Genomic DNA, 18,310 nt, shown 5'->3' on the forward strand with positions numbered 1-18,310 from the left:
ATGCTTATGGCAGGGGGTGACGGACTGGATTAGAATGCCTGATGAGCGCCGCAAGGCAAATGTAGGCGCTCGTCTACGAGTGAAGGAGTGGTGCTTTGAACAACAATATGTTTTCCAAGGCAGCAGTGTGGCTGGTCATCGCACTGGTGCTGTTCACGGTGTTCAAGCAGTTCGACAAGCCCCGCGTTCAGGAAGGCGTGTCCTATTCGCAGTTCATGGATGACGCGAAGAACGGCAAGGTCAAGAACGTGATCGTTCAGGGGCGCAACCTCACCGTCACTCCGGCCGATGGCCAGAAATACCAGATCATCTCGCCGGGCGACATCTGGATGGTCGGCGATCTGATGAAATATGGCGTTCAGGTCAGCGGCAAGGCCGATGACGAACCGAACGCGCTGGTGTCCGCGCTGTACTACCTCGGCCCGACGATCCTGATCATCGGCTTCTGGTTCTACATGATGCGGCAGATGCAGGGAGGCGGTAAGGGCGGCGCGTTCTCGTTCGGCAAATCGCGCGCGCGGCTCATCGACGAGAACACCAACGCGGTGAATTTCTCCGACGTCGCCGGCTGCGACGAAGCGAAGGAGGAGGTGTCCGAGCTGGTCGACTTCCTGCGCGATCCGCAGAAGTTCCAGAAACTCGGCGGCCGCATTCCGCGCGGCGTGCTGCTCGTCGGCCCGCCGGGCACCGGCAAGACGCTGCTCGCGCGTGCGATCGCGGGCGAGGCGAAGGTGCCGTTCTTCAGCATCTCGGGTTCGGACTTCGTCGAAATGTTCGTCGGCGTCGGCGCGGCCCGCGTGCGCGACATGTTCGAGCAGGCGAAGAAGCATGCGCCGTGCATCGTGTTCATCGACGAAATCGACGCGGTCGGCCGCCATCGCGGCGCCGGCATGGGCGGCGGCAACGACGAGCGCGAGCAGACGCTGAACCAGATGCTCGTCGAAATGGACGGCTTCGAGGCGAATTCCGGCGTGATCGTGATCGCCGCGACGAACCGCTCCGACGTGCTCGACAAGGCGCTGCTGCGTCCGGGCCGTTTCGACCGTCAGGTCTACGTGGGCCTGCCCGACATCCGCGGCCGCGAGCAGATCATGCGCGTGCACCTGCGCAAGGTGCCGATCTCGAACGACGTCGATGCGGCGGTGATCGCGCGCGGCACGCCGGGCTTCTCGGGCGCCGATCTCGCGAACCTCGTGAACGAGGCCGCGCTGTTCGCCGCGCGCCGTGGCAAGCGGATCGTCGAGATGCAGGACTTCGAGGACGCGAAGGACAAGATCTTCATGGGGCCGGAGCGCAAGTCGGCGGTGATCCGCGAGGAAGCGAAGCGCGCGACTGCGTATCACGAATCCGGCCACGCGGTGATCGCGAAGCTGCTGCCGAAGGCCGATCCGGTCCACAAGGTCACGATCATTCCGCGCGGGCGTGCGCTCGGCGTCACGTGGCAATTGCCGGAGCACGACAACGAAACGTACTCGAAGGACTACCTGCTCGACCGTCTCGCGATCCTGTTCGGCGGCCGCGTGGCCGAGGAACTGTTCCTGAACCTGCTCAGCACCGGCGCGTCGGACGACTTCAACAAGGCGACGCAGACCGCGCGCGCGATGGTCGCCCGCTTCGGGATGACCGACGCGCTCGGGCCGATGGTCTACGTCGACGACGAGAACGACGCCAGTCCGTTCGGTCGCGGCTTCACGCGCACGATCTCGGAAGCGACGCAGCAGAAGGTCGATGCGGAAATCCGTCGCGTGCTCGACGATCAGTACAGCCTCGCGCGCCGTCTGCTCGACGAGAACCGCGACAAGGTCGAGGCGATGACCGCCGCGCTGATGGAGTGGGAAACGATCGACGCCGATCAGATCAACGACATCATGGAAGGGCGTCCGCCGCGTTCGCCGAAGAGCACGCCCGCGGCCGGCGATCCGTCGTCGGGCACCGGCACCGAAGTCAACAAGCCGGGCAACGCGACCGCGCCGGCCTGACCCGGGCTCCGGCATCGTTCACGGGCTGGTGTGACGCACACCGGCCCGTTTTGCATTCATCCGTTCGCTCGTTGCTCGTGTCCAATCCCGGTTCCCCGTCTTCCCCGTCTTTCACGCCCGAGCCGCTCCGCTGTGGCCGCTTCACGCTAACGTTTGAGCGCCCGCTCGTGATGGGCATCCTCAATGCGACGCCCGACTCGTTTTCCGACGGCGGCCGCTTTCTCGCGCGCGACGACGCGCTGCGCCAGGCCGAGCGGATGCTCGCCGAAGGCGCGGACCTGCTCGACATCGGCGGCGAATCGACGCGACCCGGCGCGCCGCCTGTCCCGCTCGACGAGGAGCTCGCGCGCGTGATCCCGCTGATCGACGCGTTGCGGCCGCTCGGCGTGCCGTTGTCGGTCGACACGTACAAGCCGGCGGTGATGCGCGCGGCGCTCGCGGCCGGCGCGGACCTGATCAACGATATCTGGGGCTTCCGGCAGCCCGGCGCGATCGATGCGGTGCGCGACGGCGACTGCGGGCTCTGCGCGATGCACATGCTCGGCGAGCCGCGGACGATGCAGGTGCACGAGCCCGATTATCGCGACGTGGTCGCCGACGTCCGCGACTTTCTCGCCGCGCGTGCGGATGCGTTGATGCAGGCCGGCATCGCGCCGGAACGGATCTGCGTCGATCCGGGCTTCGGGTTCGGCAAGGCGGTCGTCGAACACAATTACGCGCTGCTCGCCGCGCTGCCGGACACCGCGCCGGCGCGCCCGGCCGGGCGGCCTTACCCGATTCTCGCGGGCATGTCGCGCAAGTCGATGCTCGGCGCGGTGATCGGCGGCAAGCCGCCGGCCGAGCGCATCGCGGCGAGCGTCGCGGCCGCGGTCTGCGCGGCGGAGCGGGGCGCGGCGATCGTGCGCGTGCACGACGTCGGCGCGACCGTCGATGCGCTGAAGGTCTGGCAGGCCGTGCGCGATGCCGCACGACATCACAACATCTGAATGACTGGAGGAAGGTTCGTTATGGGACGTCGATATTTCGGCACGGACGGCATTCGCGGCAAGGTCGGCGAAGCACCGATCACGCCTGATTTCGTGCTGCGGCTCGGCTACGCGGCCGGCAAGGTGCTGGCCGGCGTCGCGGACGTCGCGGCCGGCGCCCGTCCCACCGTGCTGATCGGCAAGGATACGCGCGTGTCCGGCTACATGCTCGAGGCCGCGCTCGAGGCGGGCTTCTCGGCCGCGGGCGTCGACGTGATGCTGGCCGGCCCGATGCCGACGCCGGGCATCGCATACTTGACGCGCGCGCTGCGCCTGTCGGCCGGCGTCGTGATCAGCGCGTCGCACAATCCGTATCACGACAACGGGATCAAGTTCTTCTCGGCGGACGGCAACAAGCTGCCCGACGACACCGAAGCCGAGATCGAGGCGTGGCTCGACCGGCCGCTCGACTGCGCGCCGTCGGACGGGCTCGGCAAGGCGCGGCGCCTCGAAGACGCGGCCGGCCGCTACATCGAGTTCTGCAAGAGCACGTTCCCGGCCGCGTTCGATCTGCGCGGGCTGAAGCTCGTCATCGACTGCGCGCACGGCGCCGCGTACCAGGTCGCGCCGCACGTGTTCCACGAGCTCGGCGCGGAAGTGGTGCCGATCGGCGTCGCGCCGAACGGCTTCAACATCAACGACGGCGTCGGCGCGACCGCGCCCGATGCGCTCGTGCGCGCGGTGCGCGCGAACCACGCGGATCTCGGAATCGCGCTCGACGGCGACGCGGACCGGCTGCAGGTCGTCGATTCGTCCGGGCGGCTCTTCAACGGCGACGAGCTGCTGTACGTGCTCGTCAAGGACCGGATCGCGACCGACGGCCGTGTCGAAGGGGCGGTCGGCACGCTGATGACGAATCTCGCGGTCGAGGTCGCGCTGCAGCGCGAGGGCGTGCGATTCGTGCGCGCGGCGGTCGGCGACCGCTACGTGCTCGAGAAATTGCGCGAGCACGGCTGGCAGCTCGGCGCGGAAGGGTCCGGGCACATTCTGTCGCTGGACCGGCATTCGACCGGCGACGGGATCGTGTCGGCGCTGCTCGTGCTCGCCGCGCTCAAGCGCAGCGGCCGCACGCTCGCGCAGATGCTCGAGGACGTGACGCTGTTCCCGCAGAAGCTGATCAACGTGCGGATGAAGCCGGGCGCGGACTGGAAGGGCAATACGACGATCCGCGCGGCGATCGACGCTGCCGAGCGCGAGCTGGCGGATGGCGGCCGCGTGCTGATCCGCGCGTCCGGTACCGAGCCGGTGCTGCGCGTGATGGTCGAGGCGCAGCGGGCCGCGGACGCGAGCCGGCACGCGGAGGCGATCGCCGACGCGGTGCGCTCGGCGACCACCTGACCGTTTGCTTCATTCTGCTTCTTGCTTCCCCGCGCCGGTCGCGCGCGGGCGACCTCGCACGATCGTCCAGTTGGTGCCATTTGACCGTCATGTTACTGTCATGCCAGCTTCATCGATTGTCACATTAGTGTCATGAGCAGCCCCTAATCTTCGCGTGCCGTAGTTATCCGCTCACACACTGGAGGTCTCATGAAATTGATGCAAACCGCGCTCGCCGGCTTCGCTGGCGCGCTCTTCGCCGTTGCCGCGCAGGCTGCCGACATCACGGGCGCGGGCAGCACGTTCGCCATGCCGATCTATACGAAATGGGCTGCGGATTACCAGCAGACCGGCGGCGCGAAGATCAACTACCAGGGCATCGGTTCGTCGGGCGGCCTCAAGCAGATCGTCGCGAAGACCGTCGATTTCGCCGGTTCGGACGCGCCGCTGAAGGACGACGAACTCGCGAAGGAAGGCCTGTTCCAGTTTCCGACGGTCGTCGGCGGCGTGGTGCCGGCGATCAACGTGCCGGGCGTGAAGGCCGGCGAACTGACGCTGTCGGGCCCGGTGCTCGGCGAGATCTACCTCGGCAAGATCAAGAAGTGGAATGATCCGCAGATCGCCGCGCTGAACCCGAAGGTCAAGCTCCCGGATACCGACATCGCGGTCGTGCGCCGCGCCGACGGCTCGGGCACGACGTTCATCTGGACCGACTATCTGTCGAAGGTCAGCCCGGAGTGGAAGTCGAAGGTCGGCGAAGGCACGACCGTGAACTGGCCGACCGGCACGGGCGGCAAGGGCAACGACGGCGTCGCGGCGTTCGTGCAGCGTCTGCCGGGCGCGATCGGCTACGTCGAGTGGGCGTACGCGAAGAAGAACAACATGGTCTACACGTCGCTGAAGAACTCGGACGGCGTTGTCGTCGAGCCGAAGGTCGAGACGTTCAAGGCCGCTGCCGCTGGCGCTAACTGGTCGAAGTCGTTCTACCAGATCCTGACGAACGAGCCGGGCAAGGACGCATGGCCGGTCGTCGGCGCGACGTTCGTGCTGCTGCACGCGAAGCAGGACAAGCCGGAGCAGGGCGCGCAGACGCTGAAGTTCTTCGACTGGGCGTTCAAGAACGGCGAGAAAGCGGCCGACAGCCTCGACTACATCTCGCTGCCGCCGGCGGTGACGAACGAGATCCGCAAGCAGTGGAAGACGAAGGTCACGGACGCGGCCGGCAAGCCGCTCGCCGAGTAAGCGTCGCAGCGGTTCACTGCCCGGCCGAGCCGGTCGGGCAGTGTGTGCGGTAAGGCCGGGCGTCACGGCGCCCGGCATCTGAAAACAGGCTCCCATGTCTGATATTCCCTACGCGTCGTCCCGAGCCGCCGACAAGGCGCAGCAACGCGCGCCCGGCCGTTTCGGCGACGTCCTGTTCGGCGGTCTCGCCTTTCTCGCCGCGATCGTGACCCTGCTGCTGCTCGGCGGCATCATCGTATCGCTGATCATTTCGTCGATCCCGTCGATCAAGCAGTTCGGCTTCGGCTTCCTGTGGCATTCGAACTGGGATCCGACCGTCGACGACTACGGCGCGCTCGTGCCGATCTACGGCACGCTGATCACGTCGTTCATCGCGCTCGTGATCGCGGTGCCGGTCAGCTTCGGGATCGCGCTGTTCCTGACCGAGCTGTCGCCCGTCTGGCTGCGCCGGCCGCTCGGCATCGCGATCGAGCTGCTCGCCGCGATCCCGTCGATCGTCTACGGGATGTGGGGGCTGCTCGTGTTCGCGCCGATCTTCGCCGAATACTTCCAGAAGCCGCTCGGCCGGCTGCTCGAGAACGTGCCGGTGCTCGGCGCGCTGACGGCCGGCCCGCCGATCGGGATCGGCATTCTCGCGGCCGGCGTGATCCTCGCGATCATGATTATTCCGTACATCTCGTCGGTGATGCGCGACGTGTTCGAAGTCACGCCCGTGCTGCTGAAGGAGTCGGCATACGGGATCGGCTGCACGACGTGGGAAGTGATGTGGAAGATCGTGTTGCCCTATACGAAGACCGGCGTGATCGGCGGCGTGATGCTCGGCCTCGGCCGCGCGCTCGGCGAGACGATGGCGGTCACGTTCGTGATCGGCAACACGAACCTGCTCGACAACGTGTCGCTGTTCTCGCCCGGCAACAGCATCACGTCGGCGCTCGCGAACGAGTTCGCCGAAGCGGGCCCGGGCCTGCATACGGCCGCGCTGATGGAGCTCGGGCTGATCCTGTTCGTGATCACCTTCATCGTGCTCGCCATCTCCAAACTGCTGCTGCTGCGCCTCGAGAAAGGAGAGGGCAAGAAATGAGCGAACCCGTCATGAGCTTTCCCGGCGGCCCGAGCGGCGAAGCGCTCGACGCGATGCGCAACCGCCTGCAGCGCAAGCGCAAGATCACCAACGCGATCGCGCTGACCGCGTCGCTCGGCGCGATGGCGTTCGGCCTCGTCTGGCTCGTCTGGATTCTGTACACGACGCTGCATCTCGGGATCGGCGGCCTGTCGCTCGCGCTGTTCACCGAGTCGACGCCACCGCCGAACACCGCGGGCGGCGGCCTCGCGAACGCGATCGTCGGCAGCCTGATGCTCGTCGGGCTCGGCACGTTCGTCGGCACGCCGATCGGCGTGCTCGCGGGCGTCTATCTCGCCGAGTACGGCCAGAAGAACACGCTCGCGGGCGTCGTCCGCTTCATCAACGACATCCTGCTGTCGGCGCCGTCGATCGTCGTCGGCCTGTTCGCGTACGCGATCGTCGTCGCCAAGTCCGGGCACTTCTCGGGCTGGGCCGGCGTCGTGTCGCTCGCGCTGCTGCAGATCCCGATCGTGATCCGCACGACGGAGAACATGCTGAAGCTCGTGCCGAACGCGCTGCGCGAAGCGGCGTTCGCGCTCGGCACGCCGAAATGGCGGATGGTGATGAAGATCACGCTGCGCGCGTCGATCGGCGGGATCGTGACCGGCGTGCTGCTCGCGGTTGCGCGGATCGCCGGCGAAACCGCGCCGCTGCTGTTCACCGCACTGTCGAACCAGTTTTTCTCGCTCGACATGAGCCAGCCGATGGCGAACCTGCCCGTCACGATCTACAAGTTCGCGATGAGCCCGTTCGCGGAATGGCAGTCGCTCGCGTGGGCGGGCGTGTTCCTGATCACGCTCGGGGTGCTCGGACTCAACATCCTCGCACGCTCGATCTTCTCGAAACAGTAACGGCGGAGCAATCCGATGAACATGGCAGAAAGCCACCTGAATCCCATCGATCGCGCCGCGATGCCGGCCGGCTCGAACGGCGCGTCGCACGACCGCCCGCTCGCGCCGCTGAACGCGAAGATCGAGGTCAACAACCTGAACTTCTTCTACAACAAGTTCCACGCGCTGAAGAACATCAACCTGAGCATTCCCGAAGGCAAGGTGACCGCGTTCATCGGCCCGTCGGGCTGCGGCAAGTCGACGCTTCTGCGCACGTTCAACAAGATGTACGCGCTCTACCCGGAGCAGCGCGCCGAAGGCGAGATCATGATGGACGGCGAGAACCTGCTGACCACCAGCATGGACATCTCGCTGTTGCGCGCGCGCGTCGGGATGGTGTTCCAGAAGCCGACGCCGTTCCCGATGTCGATCTACGACAACATCGCGTTCGGCGTGAAGATGTTCGAGAAGCTCACGCGCTCGGAGATGGAAGACCGCGTCGAATGGGCGCTGACGAAGGCCGCGCTGTGGAGCGAGGTGAAGGACAAGCTGAACCAGAGCGGCTACGGGCTGTCGGGCGGCCAGCAGCAGCGTCTGTGCATCGCGCGCGGGATCGCGATCCGCCCCGAGGTGCTGCTGCTCGACGAGCCGTGCTCGGCGCTCGACCCGATCTCGACCGGCCGCATCGAGGAGCTGATCGCGGAGCTCAAGAGCGAGTACACGGTCGTGATCGTCACGCACAACATGCAGCAGGCCGCGCGCTGCTCGGACTACACCGCCTACATGTACCTGGGCGAGCTGATCGAATTCGGCGAGACCGAGAAGATCTTCATCAAGCCGGTACGCAAGGAAACGGAAGACTACATCACCGGCCGCTTCGGCTGATGTGAAGACGGAGAACGGTAGCCATGTCGGATAAACATTTGTCGAGCCAGTTCGACGCCGATCTGAACGCGGTGTCGTCGAAGGTGCTGGAGATGGGCGGGCTCGTGGAGTCGCAGATCGTCGGCGCGATGCACGCGCTCAACGAGTTCGACCGTGACACGGCCGAGCACGTGATCGCGACGGAGGAGCGTCTGAACGCGATGGAGGTCGAGATCGACCAGGAATGCGGGAACATCATCGCGCGCCGCCAGCCGGCCGCGCGCGACCTGCGCCTCTTGATGTCGATCTCGAAGACGATCACGAACCTCGAGCGCGCCGGCGACGAGGCGGAGAAGATCGCGAAGCGCGTGCGCCGCCTGATCGACGAGCCGGCCGCGCGCGCGGTCAACATCGCCGAGATCAAGGTGTCGGGCGAGATGGCGGTGTCGGTGCTGCGCCGCGTGCTCGACGCGTTCGCGCGCCTCGACACGGTCGCGGCCGCGCAGATCGTGAAGGACGACAAGGAGATCGATCTGGAATTCCGCGCGTTCGTGCGCAAGCTCGTGTCGTACATGCAGGAAGATCCGCGCACGATCTCGGTCGGCCTCGAGTATCTGTTCATCGCGAAGGCGATCGAGCGGATCGGCGACCACGCGAAGAACATCGCCGAATTCATCATCTACATCGTGAAGGGCACCGACGTGCGGCACCAGCCGCGCGACCTGCTCGATCGCGAAGCCAACAGTTAACGCGACGCACGCGTACGACGACAAGAGGACCCGATGCCCAGCAACATTCTCGTCATCGAAGATGAACCCGCGATTTCCGAATTGATTTCGGTGAATCTTCAGCATGCGGGACATTGCCCGATCCGCGCATACAACGCGGAGCAGGCCGCGAATCTGATCAGCGACGTGCTGCCGGATCTCGTGCTGCTCGACTGGATGCTGCCGGGCAAGTCCGGCATCGCGTTCGCGCGCGATCTGCGCAACAACGAGCGGACCAAGCACATTCCGATCATCATGCTGACCGCGCGCGGCGACGAGCAGGACAAGGTGCTGGGCCTCGAGATCGGCGCGGACGACTACGTGACGAAGCCGTTTTCGCCGAAGGAACTGATGGCGCGCATCAAGGCGGTGCTGCGCCGCCGCGCGCCGCAGCTGACCGAGGACGTCGTCGCGATCAACGGGCTGCGGCTCGATCCGGCCACGCATCGCGTCGCCGCGCACGCGGACGGCAGCGAGACGAAGCTCGATCTCGGTCCGACCGAGTTCCGCCTGCTGCATTTCTTCATGACGCATCCGGAGCGCGTGCACAGCCGCACGCAACTGCTCGATCAGGTGTGGGGCGATCACGTGTTCGTCGAGGAGCGCACCGTCGACGTGCACATCAAACGATTGCGGGCGGCGCTGAAGCCCGCGGGCTGCGATGCTATGATCGAGACCGTCCGCGGCAGCGGCTACCGACTCGCGAAGCACGCGTGACGCGCGACGCGGCACAGGGCGCCGCGGCTGGCTTCTCTTTTTTCGGGCGCTGAATCATGAACATCATCTGGGCGCGCTTTCTGGTGTCGCTCGTGTTGCTCTTGCTGATCAGCGCGGCGATCGGCGTGTTCGCGGGCCCGGTGTACGGGTTCGCGTTCGCATCGGCGATGCTGATCGCGCAGGGCTTCTTCAGCACCTTCCACACGCAGCGCCTATGGCGCCTGCTCGACGCGCCCGTCTATGGCGAAGTGCCGAGCGCGCCCGGCATCTGGGGTGAAATCTACTATCGGCTGCACAAGCTCGCGAAGCAGTGGCACGCGCAGGTGCGTCAGGTCGAGCAGCAGCATTCGCGCTTCATCCAGGCGATACAGGCGTCGCCGAACGGCGTCGCGATGCTCGACGAGCGCGACCAGATCGAATGGTGCAACGAGATCGCCGAGAAGCATTTCGGCCTCGACGCGAAGCGCGACCTGCGCCAGCACATCACGAATCTCGTTCGGCATCCCGACTTCATCCGCTACCTGAACTCGCAGCATTACGACGAGACGCTCGTGATGCACGGGATGGGCGGCACGCGGCAGAACGTGCTCGCGGTGCAGGTGTTTCCGTACGGCGAGAACCGCAAGCTGCTGCTCACGCAGGACATCACCGAGCTCGAGCGCACCGACGCGATGCGGCGCGACTTCGTCGCGAACGTGTCGCACGAGCTGAAGACGCCGCTCACCGTGCTGTCCGGCTTCCTCGAGACGATGCGCGAGCTGCCGCTCGGCGAAGAGGAGCGCGCGCGCTATCTCGAGCTGATGGAGCAGCAGGCGTCGCGGATGCGTCACATCGTGACCGACCTGCTCGTGCTCGCGAAGCTCGAAGGCGACGTGAAGCCGAGCGACGATTACGTGATCGACATGCCGTCGGTGTTCGATCATCTGCGCGACGACGCGCAGATGCTGTCGAACGGCCATCACCGGATCACGTTCTCGATCGACGACACGCTCGCGGTCACTGGTGTGCAGACCGAAGTGTTCAGCGCGTTCGCGAATCTCGTGACGAACGCGATCCGCTATACGCCGGATGGCGGCCGGATCGCGGTCGACTGGCGGCGCGACGGCGCGCGCGCGGTGTTCTCGGTGACGGACAGCGGGTTCGGCATTCCGGCCGTCGATCTGCCGCGGCTGACCGAGCGCTTCTATCGCGTCGACCGCAGCCGCTCGCGCGACACCGGCGGCACCGGCCTCGGGCTCGCGATCGTCAAGCACGTGCTGCAGCGGCACGATGCGCAGATGAAGATCCAGAGCGAGGAAGGGCGCGGCAGCACGTTCACCGTGCACTTCCCGGCGCAGCGGACCGTCGCGATCGCGAGCGGCGCGGCGACGTTCGGCGCGTAAGCCGGACGGCGGCCGCGCCGGCGGCCGGGGGGAGCAGAACTACAGCAGAACTACGAGCAGAACTTCGCGAGCAGCCCGAGCTGCGCGCTGCGCGGCGTCTTGCCGGCACGGCGGCGCCGATAGTGGCCGTCGCTGTGCATCAGCCACGCGGACTGATTGTCGCCGAGGCACACCGACAGGCCTTCCTGAATCACGCGGCGCTTCAGCTTGCGCTCGCGGATCGGGAACGCGACTTCGACGCGGCGGAACAGGTTGCGATCCATCAGGTCGGCGCTCGACAGATAGACGTTTTCCTCGCCGTCCGCGTGGAAGTAGTAGATTCGGTGATGCTCGAGGAAGCGGCCGACGATCGAGCGCACCGTGATGTTCTCCGACAGCCCGGGCACGCCCGGCTGCAGCGCGCAGACGCCGCGCACGATCAGGTCGACCTTCACGCCCGCCTGCGACGCTTCATACAGCGCGGTGATCACGGACGGCTCGAGCAGCGCGTTCATTTTCGCGACGATGCGCGCGCGCTTGCCGGCGCGCGCGTTCTCGATCTCCACGCGGATCGAGTCGATGATGCGCGGATGCAGCGTGAACGGCGACTGCCACAGTTCGTTCAGCGTCAGTTCGCCGCCGATGCCGGTCAGCTGCTGGAACACGTGGTGCACGTCCTCGCAGATCCGCTGATCGGCCGTCATCAGCCCGAAGTCGGTATAGAGCCGCGCGGTGCGCGGATGGTAATTGCCGGTGCCGAGGTGCACATAGCGGCGCAGCATCGGCTTGCCGTTGTGCACGACGCGCCGCACGATCAGCACCATCTTCGCGTGACACTTGTGGCCGACCACGCCGTACACGACATGCGCGCCGACCGCCTCGAGCTGCGACGCCCAGTTGATGTTCGTTTCCTCGTCGAAGCGGGCGAGCAGTTCGACCACCGCGGTCACTTCCTTGCCGTTGCGCGCGGCTTCGAGCAGCGCGTCCATCAGCGGCGAATCGGTGCCGGTACGGTAGATCGTCTGCTTGATCGCGACGACGCTCGGATCCTTCGCGGCCTGTTGCAGCAGCTCGAGCACCGGCTGGAAGCTCTCGTACGGATGGTGGAGCAGGACGTCGCCGGCGTCGATCGCGTCGAACATCGACGCCGCGTTGTCGATCGCGGACGGGATCGATGACGTGAACGGCGTGAATTTCAGGTCCGGCCGGTCGACGAGATCGGGCAGCTGCATCAGTCGCACGAGATTGACCGAGCCGCTCACGCGATAGCAGTCCTTGTCGCGCAGCCCGCTTTCCTCGAGCAGGCGCCGCACGATGTGCTGCGGCGTGTCGGCGGACACCTCGAGACGCACCGCGTTGCCGAGATGGCGCGCGGGCAGCTCGCCCTGCAGCGCGACGCGCAGGTTCGTGATTTCGTCCTCGTCGACGAACAGCTCGCTGTTGCGCGTGATGCGGAACTGATTGCAGCTCTTTACGACGAGTTGCGGGAACAGCTCGCCGATGAAGCGCTGCAGGAACGTGCTCAGCAGCACGAAGCCGTGCTCGAAGCCGGACAGCGACTGCGGCATCCGCACGAGCCGCGGCAGCGCGCGCGGCGCCTGCACGATGCCGAGCACCGCCTGGCGGCCGAACGCGTCGCGGCCCTCGAGCTCGACGACGAAGTTCAGGCTCTTGTTCAGCACGCGCGGGAACGGATGCGCGGGATCGAGGCCGATCGGGGTCAGGACCGGCAACAGCTCGTCGAGGAAGTAGCGGCGCGCCCATTCGACCTGCTCGTCGCTCCACGAATCGCTGTTGTGGAAATAGATGCCTTCCTGCTCGAGCGCGGGCAGCACCGTTTCGTGCAGCATCGTGTATTGGCGATGCACGAGCCGTTGCGCGCGCTCGACGACGAGGTCGTACACGTGCTGCAGCGACATGCCGTCCGGCGCGAGCGCGCCGGGATTGTCGCGCATCTGCTCGTGCAGGCCGGCCATCCGGACTTCGAAGAATTCGTCGAGGTTGCTGCTCGTGATGCAGATGAAGCGCAGCCGCTCGAGGAGCGGGACATTCGGATCGGCGGCCTGTGCGAGCACGCGCTCGTTGAATCCGAGGATGCCGAGTTCGCGGTTCAGTAGCGGGAAGCGGAGGGACATCGGCAATGAATAGGGAAGATCGGGGGAGGGCTCGAAGGGACGCTCGGAAACTCTCACAATTTGATGACGTTCATATGACAACGTTGTATTTAGCGCTGGATTTTACGCTCTAAACCCTTCAGACCCATAAATGTTTCGTCGATGGACGCCTCGGTTTGACGCATTTCGCCGAACGTGACAATCGCAAGCGATCCACGCTTAAAATGTCGGCTTCGAATGACCGTCGCGGCCGTCTGCCGCCGCGGACGAACGCGCACGGAGCCCCTTTTTGATGGTCAACACTCCCCACTTGCTGGCTGCCGTGGATCTCGGCTCGAACAGCTTCCGGCTCATCGTCGGGCGAGTCGAAGAGACGTCGGCCGGCAGCGTCATCTACCCTGTCGACGCGTTGCGCGAGCCGGTGCGGCTCGCGGCCGGGCTGTCGAGCGACAAGATGCTCGATCGCGCGTCGCAGGAGCGCGGCTGGGAGGCGCTGAAGCGGTTCGGCGAGCGACTGCGCGATTTCCATCCCGATCATGTGCGTGCGGTCGCAACCAATACGCTGCGCGTGGCGAAGAACGCGTCGGCGTTTCTCGGCGAGGCCGAAGCCGCGCTCGGTTTTCCGATCGAAGTGATCGCGGGCCGCGAAGAGGCGCGCCTCATCTATGCGGGCGCCGCGCACTCGGTGCCCGCGAATGCCGGCAAGCGGCTCGTCGTCGACATCGGCGGCGGCTCGACCGAATTCATCATCGGCTCGCATTACACGCCGCTCGTGATGGAGAGCCTCTACATCGGCTGCGTGAGCCATAGCCGCACGTTCTTCCCGGCCGGCAACGTCGACGAGTACACGATGCGGCAGGCCGAACTCGCCGCGAAGCGCGAGATCCAGATCATCTCGAGCGAATACAAGAAGGCGGGCTGGGATCAGGCGATCGGCTCGTCGGGCACCGCGCGCGCGCTCGCCGAGCTCGTCGAGGCGAACGGCTTCAACGATGCGGGCGTGCCGCACGGCATTTCGCGCGGCGGCCTCGAGCGCCTGAAGCGCGCGCTGATCAAGGCCGAGAACGTGAACCGCCTGAAGCTGATCGCGCTGAAGCCGGACCGCGTGCCGGTGCTCGCGGGCGGGCTGTCGATCATGCTCGCGGTGTTCGAGGAGCTCGGCGTCGACTACGTCGACACGACCGACGGCGCGCTGCGTCTGGGCGTGCTGTACGACCTGCTCGGCCGGACCCAGCACGAGGACATGCGCGCGGTGACGGTCGAGGGCTTCTCGCGGCGCTACGGCGTCGATCGCGCGCAGGCGGACCGGATCGCCGCGTTCGCGGTGCGTTTCTACGACCAGCTCGGCGAGCCGGACGACGAGCGTCGCGAGGAGAGCCGGATGTTCGTCGGCTGGGCGGCGGCGCTGCACGAGATCGGGCTGTCGATTTCGCACAGCGCGTATCACAAGCATTCCGCGTACATCGCGAGCAATGCCGACATGCCGGGCTTTTCGCGCACCGATCAGGCGCGGCTCGCGGCGCTCGTGCTCGGGCATGCGGGCAAGCTCGCGAAGCTGTCGCAGACGCGCGAGATCGAATGGCCGCTGCTGTTCTGCCTGCGGCTCGCGGCGCTGCTGTGCCGGCGGCGCACCGATACGGGGCTGCCGGACATCGCCGTTGCGCAGATGAAGAAGGGCGGCTACGAGGTGCGGCTGCCGAGCGCGTGGGTCGAGCAGAATCCGCTGACGGACTACAGCCTCAGTCAGGAGGCGGCGGAATGGGAGAAAATCGGGATTCCGTATCGTGTCGTCTATACCGGCGCGTGACGTCGGCGCCGGCGCGTGATGCCGGCGTGATGTGCGGCGTGGTGTGCGCCGTGGTGTGCACCTGCATGGGCCGTCACGGCGACGAGCAGACGATCGCCGTGAGGAACGGGAATGCCCTCGCGACCGTCGCGTCGCTGCCGGCCGCGCGCACCTTCGCTTCGACCGCTTGTTTCGTTCCCCTGACGACTACGCCGTAGGCCCAGTCGCCGATCGGCATGCCGGGGCCGTGGCGGAACAGCGGGTCGTTCGCCTGATAGCCGAGCACGACGTAGACGCCGAAGCCGTAGGCGGTCAGCGAATGCGTGGTGTGGAACGCGTTGACCGAATTGTCCTCGACGTGCATCGGCACGCGCTCGATGTCGCCGGCCGCGACGAGCGGCGCGACGTACGCGTGGCCGGTGCTGTGGCAGTCGAGGCCGTCGTCGATCGATTTGGCGGCGGCCGAGGGGGCGGCAATCAGGACGGCCAAGGCCGGCAACGCGCAGAGCAGGGCGGTGCGAATCGGATGTTTCATGCGCAATAGGCGGTGAGTTTGCCTATTATCGCGTGTTCCGGCAGTTCGAATAGGTGTTCGGCGGTTTGTCCTTTCCGCGCTGAATGAATGTAAAGACAGCTATTGCACCAGACGCACTGGCCCGTAAGTGCCATATCCGGGGTTCAGGCCGACGCCGCCGGTCGGGCATTTGTTGGCGCTGTTGGCCACGAGTTGGACCGCGACGTAACTGCCTGAAGGGTACGTATACGTTCCACCCTTGCCGAAATACGGATTTTTGCTTTTGACCGAATTCCCTTGCTGGGCCGAGAAGATTTCGAGGCACGCAAATCCGACAACGGTGGCATTGGTGCCTGTCGGTATCGGCTGCTGGTTGATGATCGGGAACAATTCGTAACCGCAAGTGCCAGTGCCGTCGTATTCGCTGCAGGCGTCGGTCGTTCCGAACGCGCTGTCCTTCTTGCCGTCGTCGATGAATATACTCGACCCGATGCTGACGGGCGGCGTTGCCGTAGTACCCGAAACATAATTTTTGATCAGGTTGGCGCCGCCATTGTCGCTGGTGTCATAAATCATCTCGGTCCATTGTCCGGCGTTGCAGCCAGTGGATGAGGTGTTGTTGTATGACGAGTTGATCTGAATAATGTAGGGCAAATTCTTGATCTGCGGAAAATTCTGATCGGTGCCCCAAAGTGTGGGGTTGATCGAGCTGAGCGTTTGTCCGTCTTGAGAGGCGGGGACATTCAGCGGTGCGTTGTTGGTCGAATCCCAGAGCTGGGAGAGTTTGTTGTACAGACACTCGTTGATCACCATCGGGAACCCATGTCCCTGCGCGATGTATCCGCCCGTCGCGACCGCGGTCGCCGAGATCGGAAGCGTGGTCTTTCCGACGAACTGGCCGAACAGGAGCGTGAGCGGACCGTTGTTGTCCTTACCGGCCTCGCTGATCGTGACGCTGACCGCTGGAAGCTGACTGGCGCTCAACGTCACGGGAGCGGCCGTCACGCCGCCGGCCGGCGAGGCCGGATTCCAGCCCCCGGTCGTGACCTGGCCGGTCTGGAGCGCGACGTTGACCGCCGAGTTTTCCGGAATGTAGGCGGTGGCCTTCGTCGCGGCGGTCGTGAAGTCCGGCCCGCTGGCCGTCGCGTTTCCGCAGGCGCTGTTGGGATTAAGACATTCGGCCCCTGCCAGGGCCGCCGCATCGGCGGCATTTTGCAGCTCGTTCCTGACGACGTAAGCCCGCCCGATGTCGATCACGAATGCCGCAATGGCCAGCAGCACCGCCATGAACAACGCAGTCATCACGGCTACCGCGCCGCGTTGCCGACGCTGCGCTCCGACTGCTGATTTCGGCATGCCGATATTCGGTCTGCTTTTCATGGCTCCCCCGCACGCGCTTTTGCTCTGGTTCGAGACTGACGCGCCATTCGAAAATGTATCGATACTGAAACGATTCGCGGCGCCGCGAACCAAATGACGCCCCATTCCGATGAGGACGTCATTCGATCTCTCCGTCGAGCGCCAATCCGACTCGCGTAGTCCGAACGTCAACTCGAAATCATTCGCACCGCATCGTCGTCGTTGCCGACATCGTGAGTGAATTGTTCGACGTGCTGGCCAAAGGATTCATCGAGGTGCCCATGATCAGCCCCTTGCCTATCGACAGGCCGGTGTACGTGTAGCTCACCGTCACCGTCAGCGCATCGCCGGTATTGACGCACGTTGAGGGGAAGGTGACGCTGGGCTTGCCATTCGAGCCGAGGCTGATCAGATTGGTCGACACATTGGTCGTTTCATTCGTGCCGATCGTGGAGGTCGACGGATAAGGAGGCGTCGCCAACGGGTTATACACGACGGCTGCCCGTGCCGCTTCCCGGCTCGCATTGGTGATCACGGCCTTGTCGTAGAGCATCAGGCCGAATTCGACGATCCCGAAGAACAGCAGCAGCAGCAGCGGCAGCACGATCGCGAATTCGACGACCGCCGCCCCCGTCTCGCGCCGCCTCGAGCATGCGCGGTGCGAGCCGCCCGCTGCATGGGCAATCATGCTGTTGGTATGCGCAAACGCTCTCATCAGCGGCTCCCCGAGCTTATTGAATTGTCCGGATGGGGCGAGTTCGCTCGCTTCCCATCCACGTCTTGGTCTTCCTTTGCGGCTCGTACGAGCAGGGATCATGCCAATTCGGCGAAATCGAGGTACGGCGCGGCAGTCGACGCAGCAGGCGTGCACGGATCATTTAGGGCGCGGGTCGATGTTTCAGGTTTGAAACGGGGGCGGCGATTGACCCTTCGATTTCGACCGTCGGCGCGGTGGCGATTGCCGGCTGCGACGTCATACCGAGCGGAGCGGGGACTTCGCGAGTCGGCGGAGCCGAGAATTTGATTCAGGCTGGAAACCGGTTGAGGGCGGCAACGGAGCCGGAGCACGAGCGGCCAGGCGCCTCTTGCCCGCGACATTGATCATCGTGCCTCATCGAGATCGCCGGCGATGGAAGTTTTTGCTGGTCAATCGGGTGAATTTGGCGCATAATCATGCGCAATTAGAGGATGGCAATAGTAGTGTCGGCTGAATCGGCCGGCGTGTCCCCAACATCTTCGACACCTCCTTCATGCACGTGACGCCGACGCGGCGCCTACGTGTTTTCCATTCACCGTATCCGTGTAACCGGAC

The 18,310-nt window shown here is 65.4% G+C and carries 15 protein-coding genes; 11 read left to right on the plus strand and 4 right to left on the minus strand.

The genetic code is table 11. The features are described from left to right. The first annotated feature begins 95 nt into the window (after positions 1 to 95). The 10 genes from ftsH to phoR all read left to right on the plus strand — a co-directional run bounded on the left by ftsH (position 96) and on the right by phoR (position 11,246). Positions 96 to 1,979: an ATP-dependent zinc metalloprotease FtsH gene (gene ftsH, locus HZI36_RS13960; protein WP_179403233.1), complete on the plus strand. Its 1,884-nt coding sequence runs from the start codon at positions 96 to 98 to the stop codon at positions 1,977 to 1,979. A gap of 77 nt (positions 1,980 to 2,056) precedes the next feature. Beyond that, the gene (gene folP / locus HZI36_RS13965) at positions 2,057 to 2,965 is read left to right on the plus strand and encodes a dihydropteroate synthase (protein ID WP_425485239.1); all 909 of its coding nucleotides are present in this window, start codon (positions 2,057 to 2,059) and stop codon (positions 2,963 to 2,965) included. A gap of 21 nt (positions 2,966 to 2,986) precedes the next feature. Next, a complete protein-coding gene (glmM, locus tag HZI36_RS13970; protein WP_179403235.1) occupies positions 2,987 to 4,342 on the plus strand; it encodes a phosphoglucosamine mutase in 1,356 nt (451 codons plus the stop codon). A gap of 189 nt (positions 4,343 to 4,531) precedes the next feature. Then, on the plus strand, positions 4,532 to 5,563 hold the full coding sequence (gene pstS / locus HZI36_RS13975) for a phosphate ABC transporter substrate-binding protein PstS (RefSeq protein ID WP_179403236.1): 1,032 nt from the start codon (positions 4,532 to 4,534) through the stop codon (positions 5,561 to 5,563). A 94-nt stretch (positions 5,564 to 5,657) separates the two neighbouring features. Then, a complete protein-coding gene (pstC, locus tag HZI36_RS13980; protein ID WP_179403237.1) occupies positions 5,658 to 6,644 on the plus strand; it encodes a phosphate ABC transporter permease PstC in 987 nt (328 codons plus the stop codon). Continuing rightward, the gene (pstA, locus tag HZI36_RS13985; protein WP_179403238.1) at positions 6,641 to 7,537 is read left to right on the plus strand and encodes a phosphate ABC transporter permease PstA; all 897 of its coding nucleotides are present in this window, start codon (positions 6,641 to 6,643) and stop codon (positions 7,535 to 7,537) included. The genes pstC and pstA overlap by 4 nt, the downstream gene beginning before the upstream one ends. 60 nt (positions 7,538 to 7,597) lie before the next feature. After that, positions 7,598 to 8,401: a phosphate ABC transporter ATP-binding protein PstB gene (gene pstB, locus HZI36_RS13990; RefSeq protein WP_425485240.1), complete on the plus strand. Its 804-nt coding sequence runs from the start codon at positions 7,598 to 7,600 to the stop codon at positions 8,399 to 8,401. 23 nt (positions 8,402 to 8,424) lie between these two features. Continuing rightward, complete coding sequence (gene phoU, locus HZI36_RS13995) at positions 8,425 to 9,129, plus strand: phosphate signaling complex protein PhoU (protein ID WP_179403240.1); 705 nt, start codon at positions 8,425 to 8,427, stop codon at positions 9,127 to 9,129. 33 nt (positions 9,130 to 9,162) lie between these two features. Next, positions 9,163 to 9,864: a phosphate regulon transcriptional regulator PhoB gene (gene phoB / locus HZI36_RS14000; protein ID WP_179403241.1), complete on the plus strand. Its 702-nt coding sequence runs from the start codon at positions 9,163 to 9,165 to the stop codon at positions 9,862 to 9,864. 56 nt (positions 9,865 to 9,920) lie between these two features. Continuing rightward, positions 9,921 to 11,246, plus strand: coding sequence for a phosphate regulon sensor histidine kinase PhoR (gene phoR / locus HZI36_RS14005; protein ID WP_179403242.1), 1,326 nt, complete (start codon positions 9,921 to 9,923; stop codon positions 11,244 to 11,246). 50 nt (positions 11,247 to 11,296) lie between these two features. On the opposite strand, the gene ppk1 is transcribed toward phoR, so the two are convergent. Continuing rightward, positions 11,297 to 13,360 (minus strand): polyphosphate kinase 1, encoded by a 2,064-nt coding sequence (gene ppk1, locus HZI36_RS14010; RefSeq protein WP_179403243.1) that lies wholly within the window; start codon positions 13,358 to 13,360, stop codon positions 11,297 to 11,299. A gap of 271 nt (positions 13,361 to 13,631) precedes the next feature. Between ppk1 and ppx the strand changes: the two genes are divergently transcribed. Next, positions 13,632 to 15,146, plus strand: a complete 1,515-nt coding sequence (gene ppx, locus HZI36_RS14015; RefSeq protein ID WP_179403244.1) for an exopolyphosphatase — start codon at positions 13,632 to 13,634, stop codon at positions 15,144 to 15,146. A gap of 73 nt (positions 15,147 to 15,219) precedes the next feature. Here the strand turns inward: ppx and HZI36_RS14020 are convergent, their stop codons facing one another. The 3 genes from HZI36_RS14020 to HZI36_RS14030 all read right to left on the minus strand — a co-directional run bounded on the left by HZI36_RS14020 (position 15,220) and on the right by HZI36_RS14030 (position 17,686). Beyond that, the gene (locus HZI36_RS14020; protein ID WP_179403245.1) at positions 15,220 to 15,660 is read right to left on the minus strand and encodes a hypothetical protein; all 441 of its coding nucleotides are present in this window, start codon (positions 15,658 to 15,660) and stop codon (positions 15,220 to 15,222) included. A gap of 99 nt (positions 15,661 to 15,759) precedes the next feature. Continuing rightward, complete coding sequence (locus tag HZI36_RS14025; RefSeq protein WP_179403246.1) at positions 15,760 to 17,019, minus strand: pilus assembly protein TadG-related protein; 1,260 nt, start codon at positions 17,017 to 17,019, stop codon at positions 15,760 to 15,762. Positions 17,020 to 17,197: 178 nt separating this feature from the next. Then, complete coding sequence (locus HZI36_RS14030; RefSeq protein ID WP_179403322.1) at positions 17,198 to 17,686, minus strand: TadE/TadG family type IV pilus assembly protein; 489 nt, start codon at positions 17,684 to 17,686, stop codon at positions 17,198 to 17,200. Between the last annotated feature and the right edge of the window lie 624 nt (positions 17,687 to 18,310).

The sequence above is a fragment of the Burkholderia guangdongensis genome (assembly GCF_013403875.1).
Classification (GTDB): Bacteria; Pseudomonadota; Gammaproteobacteria; order Burkholderiales; family Burkholderiaceae; genus Burkholderia; species Burkholderia guangdongensis.

Excerpts from the sequence above, each read along its gene's own strand:
- glmM (WP_179403235.1), top strand. The coding sequence starts at position 2,987 with ATGGGACGTCGATATTTCGGCACGGACGGCATTCGCGGCAAGGTCGGC.
- pstS (WP_179403236.1), top strand. The coding sequence starts at position 4,532 with ATGAAATTGATGCAAACCGCGCTCGCCGGCTTCGCTGGCGCGCTCTTC.
- pstC (WP_179403237.1), top strand. The coding sequence starts at position 5,658 with ATGTCTGATATTCCCTACGCGTCGTCCCGAGCCGCCGACAAGGCGCAG.
- pstA (WP_179403238.1), top strand. The coding sequence starts at position 6,641 with ATGAGCGAACCCGTCATGAGCTTTCCCGGCGGCCCGAGCGGCGAAGCG.
- pstB (WP_425485240.1), top strand. The coding sequence starts at position 7,598 with ATGCCGGCCGGCTCGAACGGCGCGTCGCACGACCGCCCGCTCGCGCCG.
- phoU (WP_179403240.1), top strand. The coding sequence starts at position 8,425 with ATGTCGGATAAACATTTGTCGAGCCAGTTCGACGCCGATCTGAACGCG.
- phoB (WP_179403241.1), top strand. The coding sequence starts at position 9,163 with ATGCCCAGCAACATTCTCGTCATCGAAGATGAACCCGCGATTTCCGAA.
- phoR (WP_179403242.1), top strand. The coding sequence starts at position 9,921 with ATGAACATCATCTGGGCGCGCTTTCTGGTGTCGCTCGTGTTGCTCTTG.
- ppk1 (WP_179403243.1), bottom strand. The coding sequence starts at position 13,360 with ATGTCCCTCCGCTTCCCGCTACTGAACCGCGAACTCGGCATCCTCGGA.
- ppx (WP_179403244.1), top strand. The coding sequence starts at position 13,632 with ATGGTCAACACTCCCCACTTGCTGGCTGCCGTGGATCTCGGCTCGAAC.
- HZI36_RS14020 (WP_179403245.1), bottom strand. The coding sequence starts at position 15,660 with ATGAAACATCCGATTCGCACCGCCCTGCTCTGCGCGTTGCCGGCCTTG.
- HZI36_RS14025 (WP_179403246.1), bottom strand. The coding sequence starts at position 17,019 with ATGAAAAGCAGACCGAATATCGGCATGCCGAAATCAGCAGTCGGAGCG.
- HZI36_RS14030 (WP_179403322.1), bottom strand. The coding sequence starts at position 17,686 with ATGATTGCCCATGCAGCGGGCGGCTCGCACCGCGCATGCTCGAGGCGG.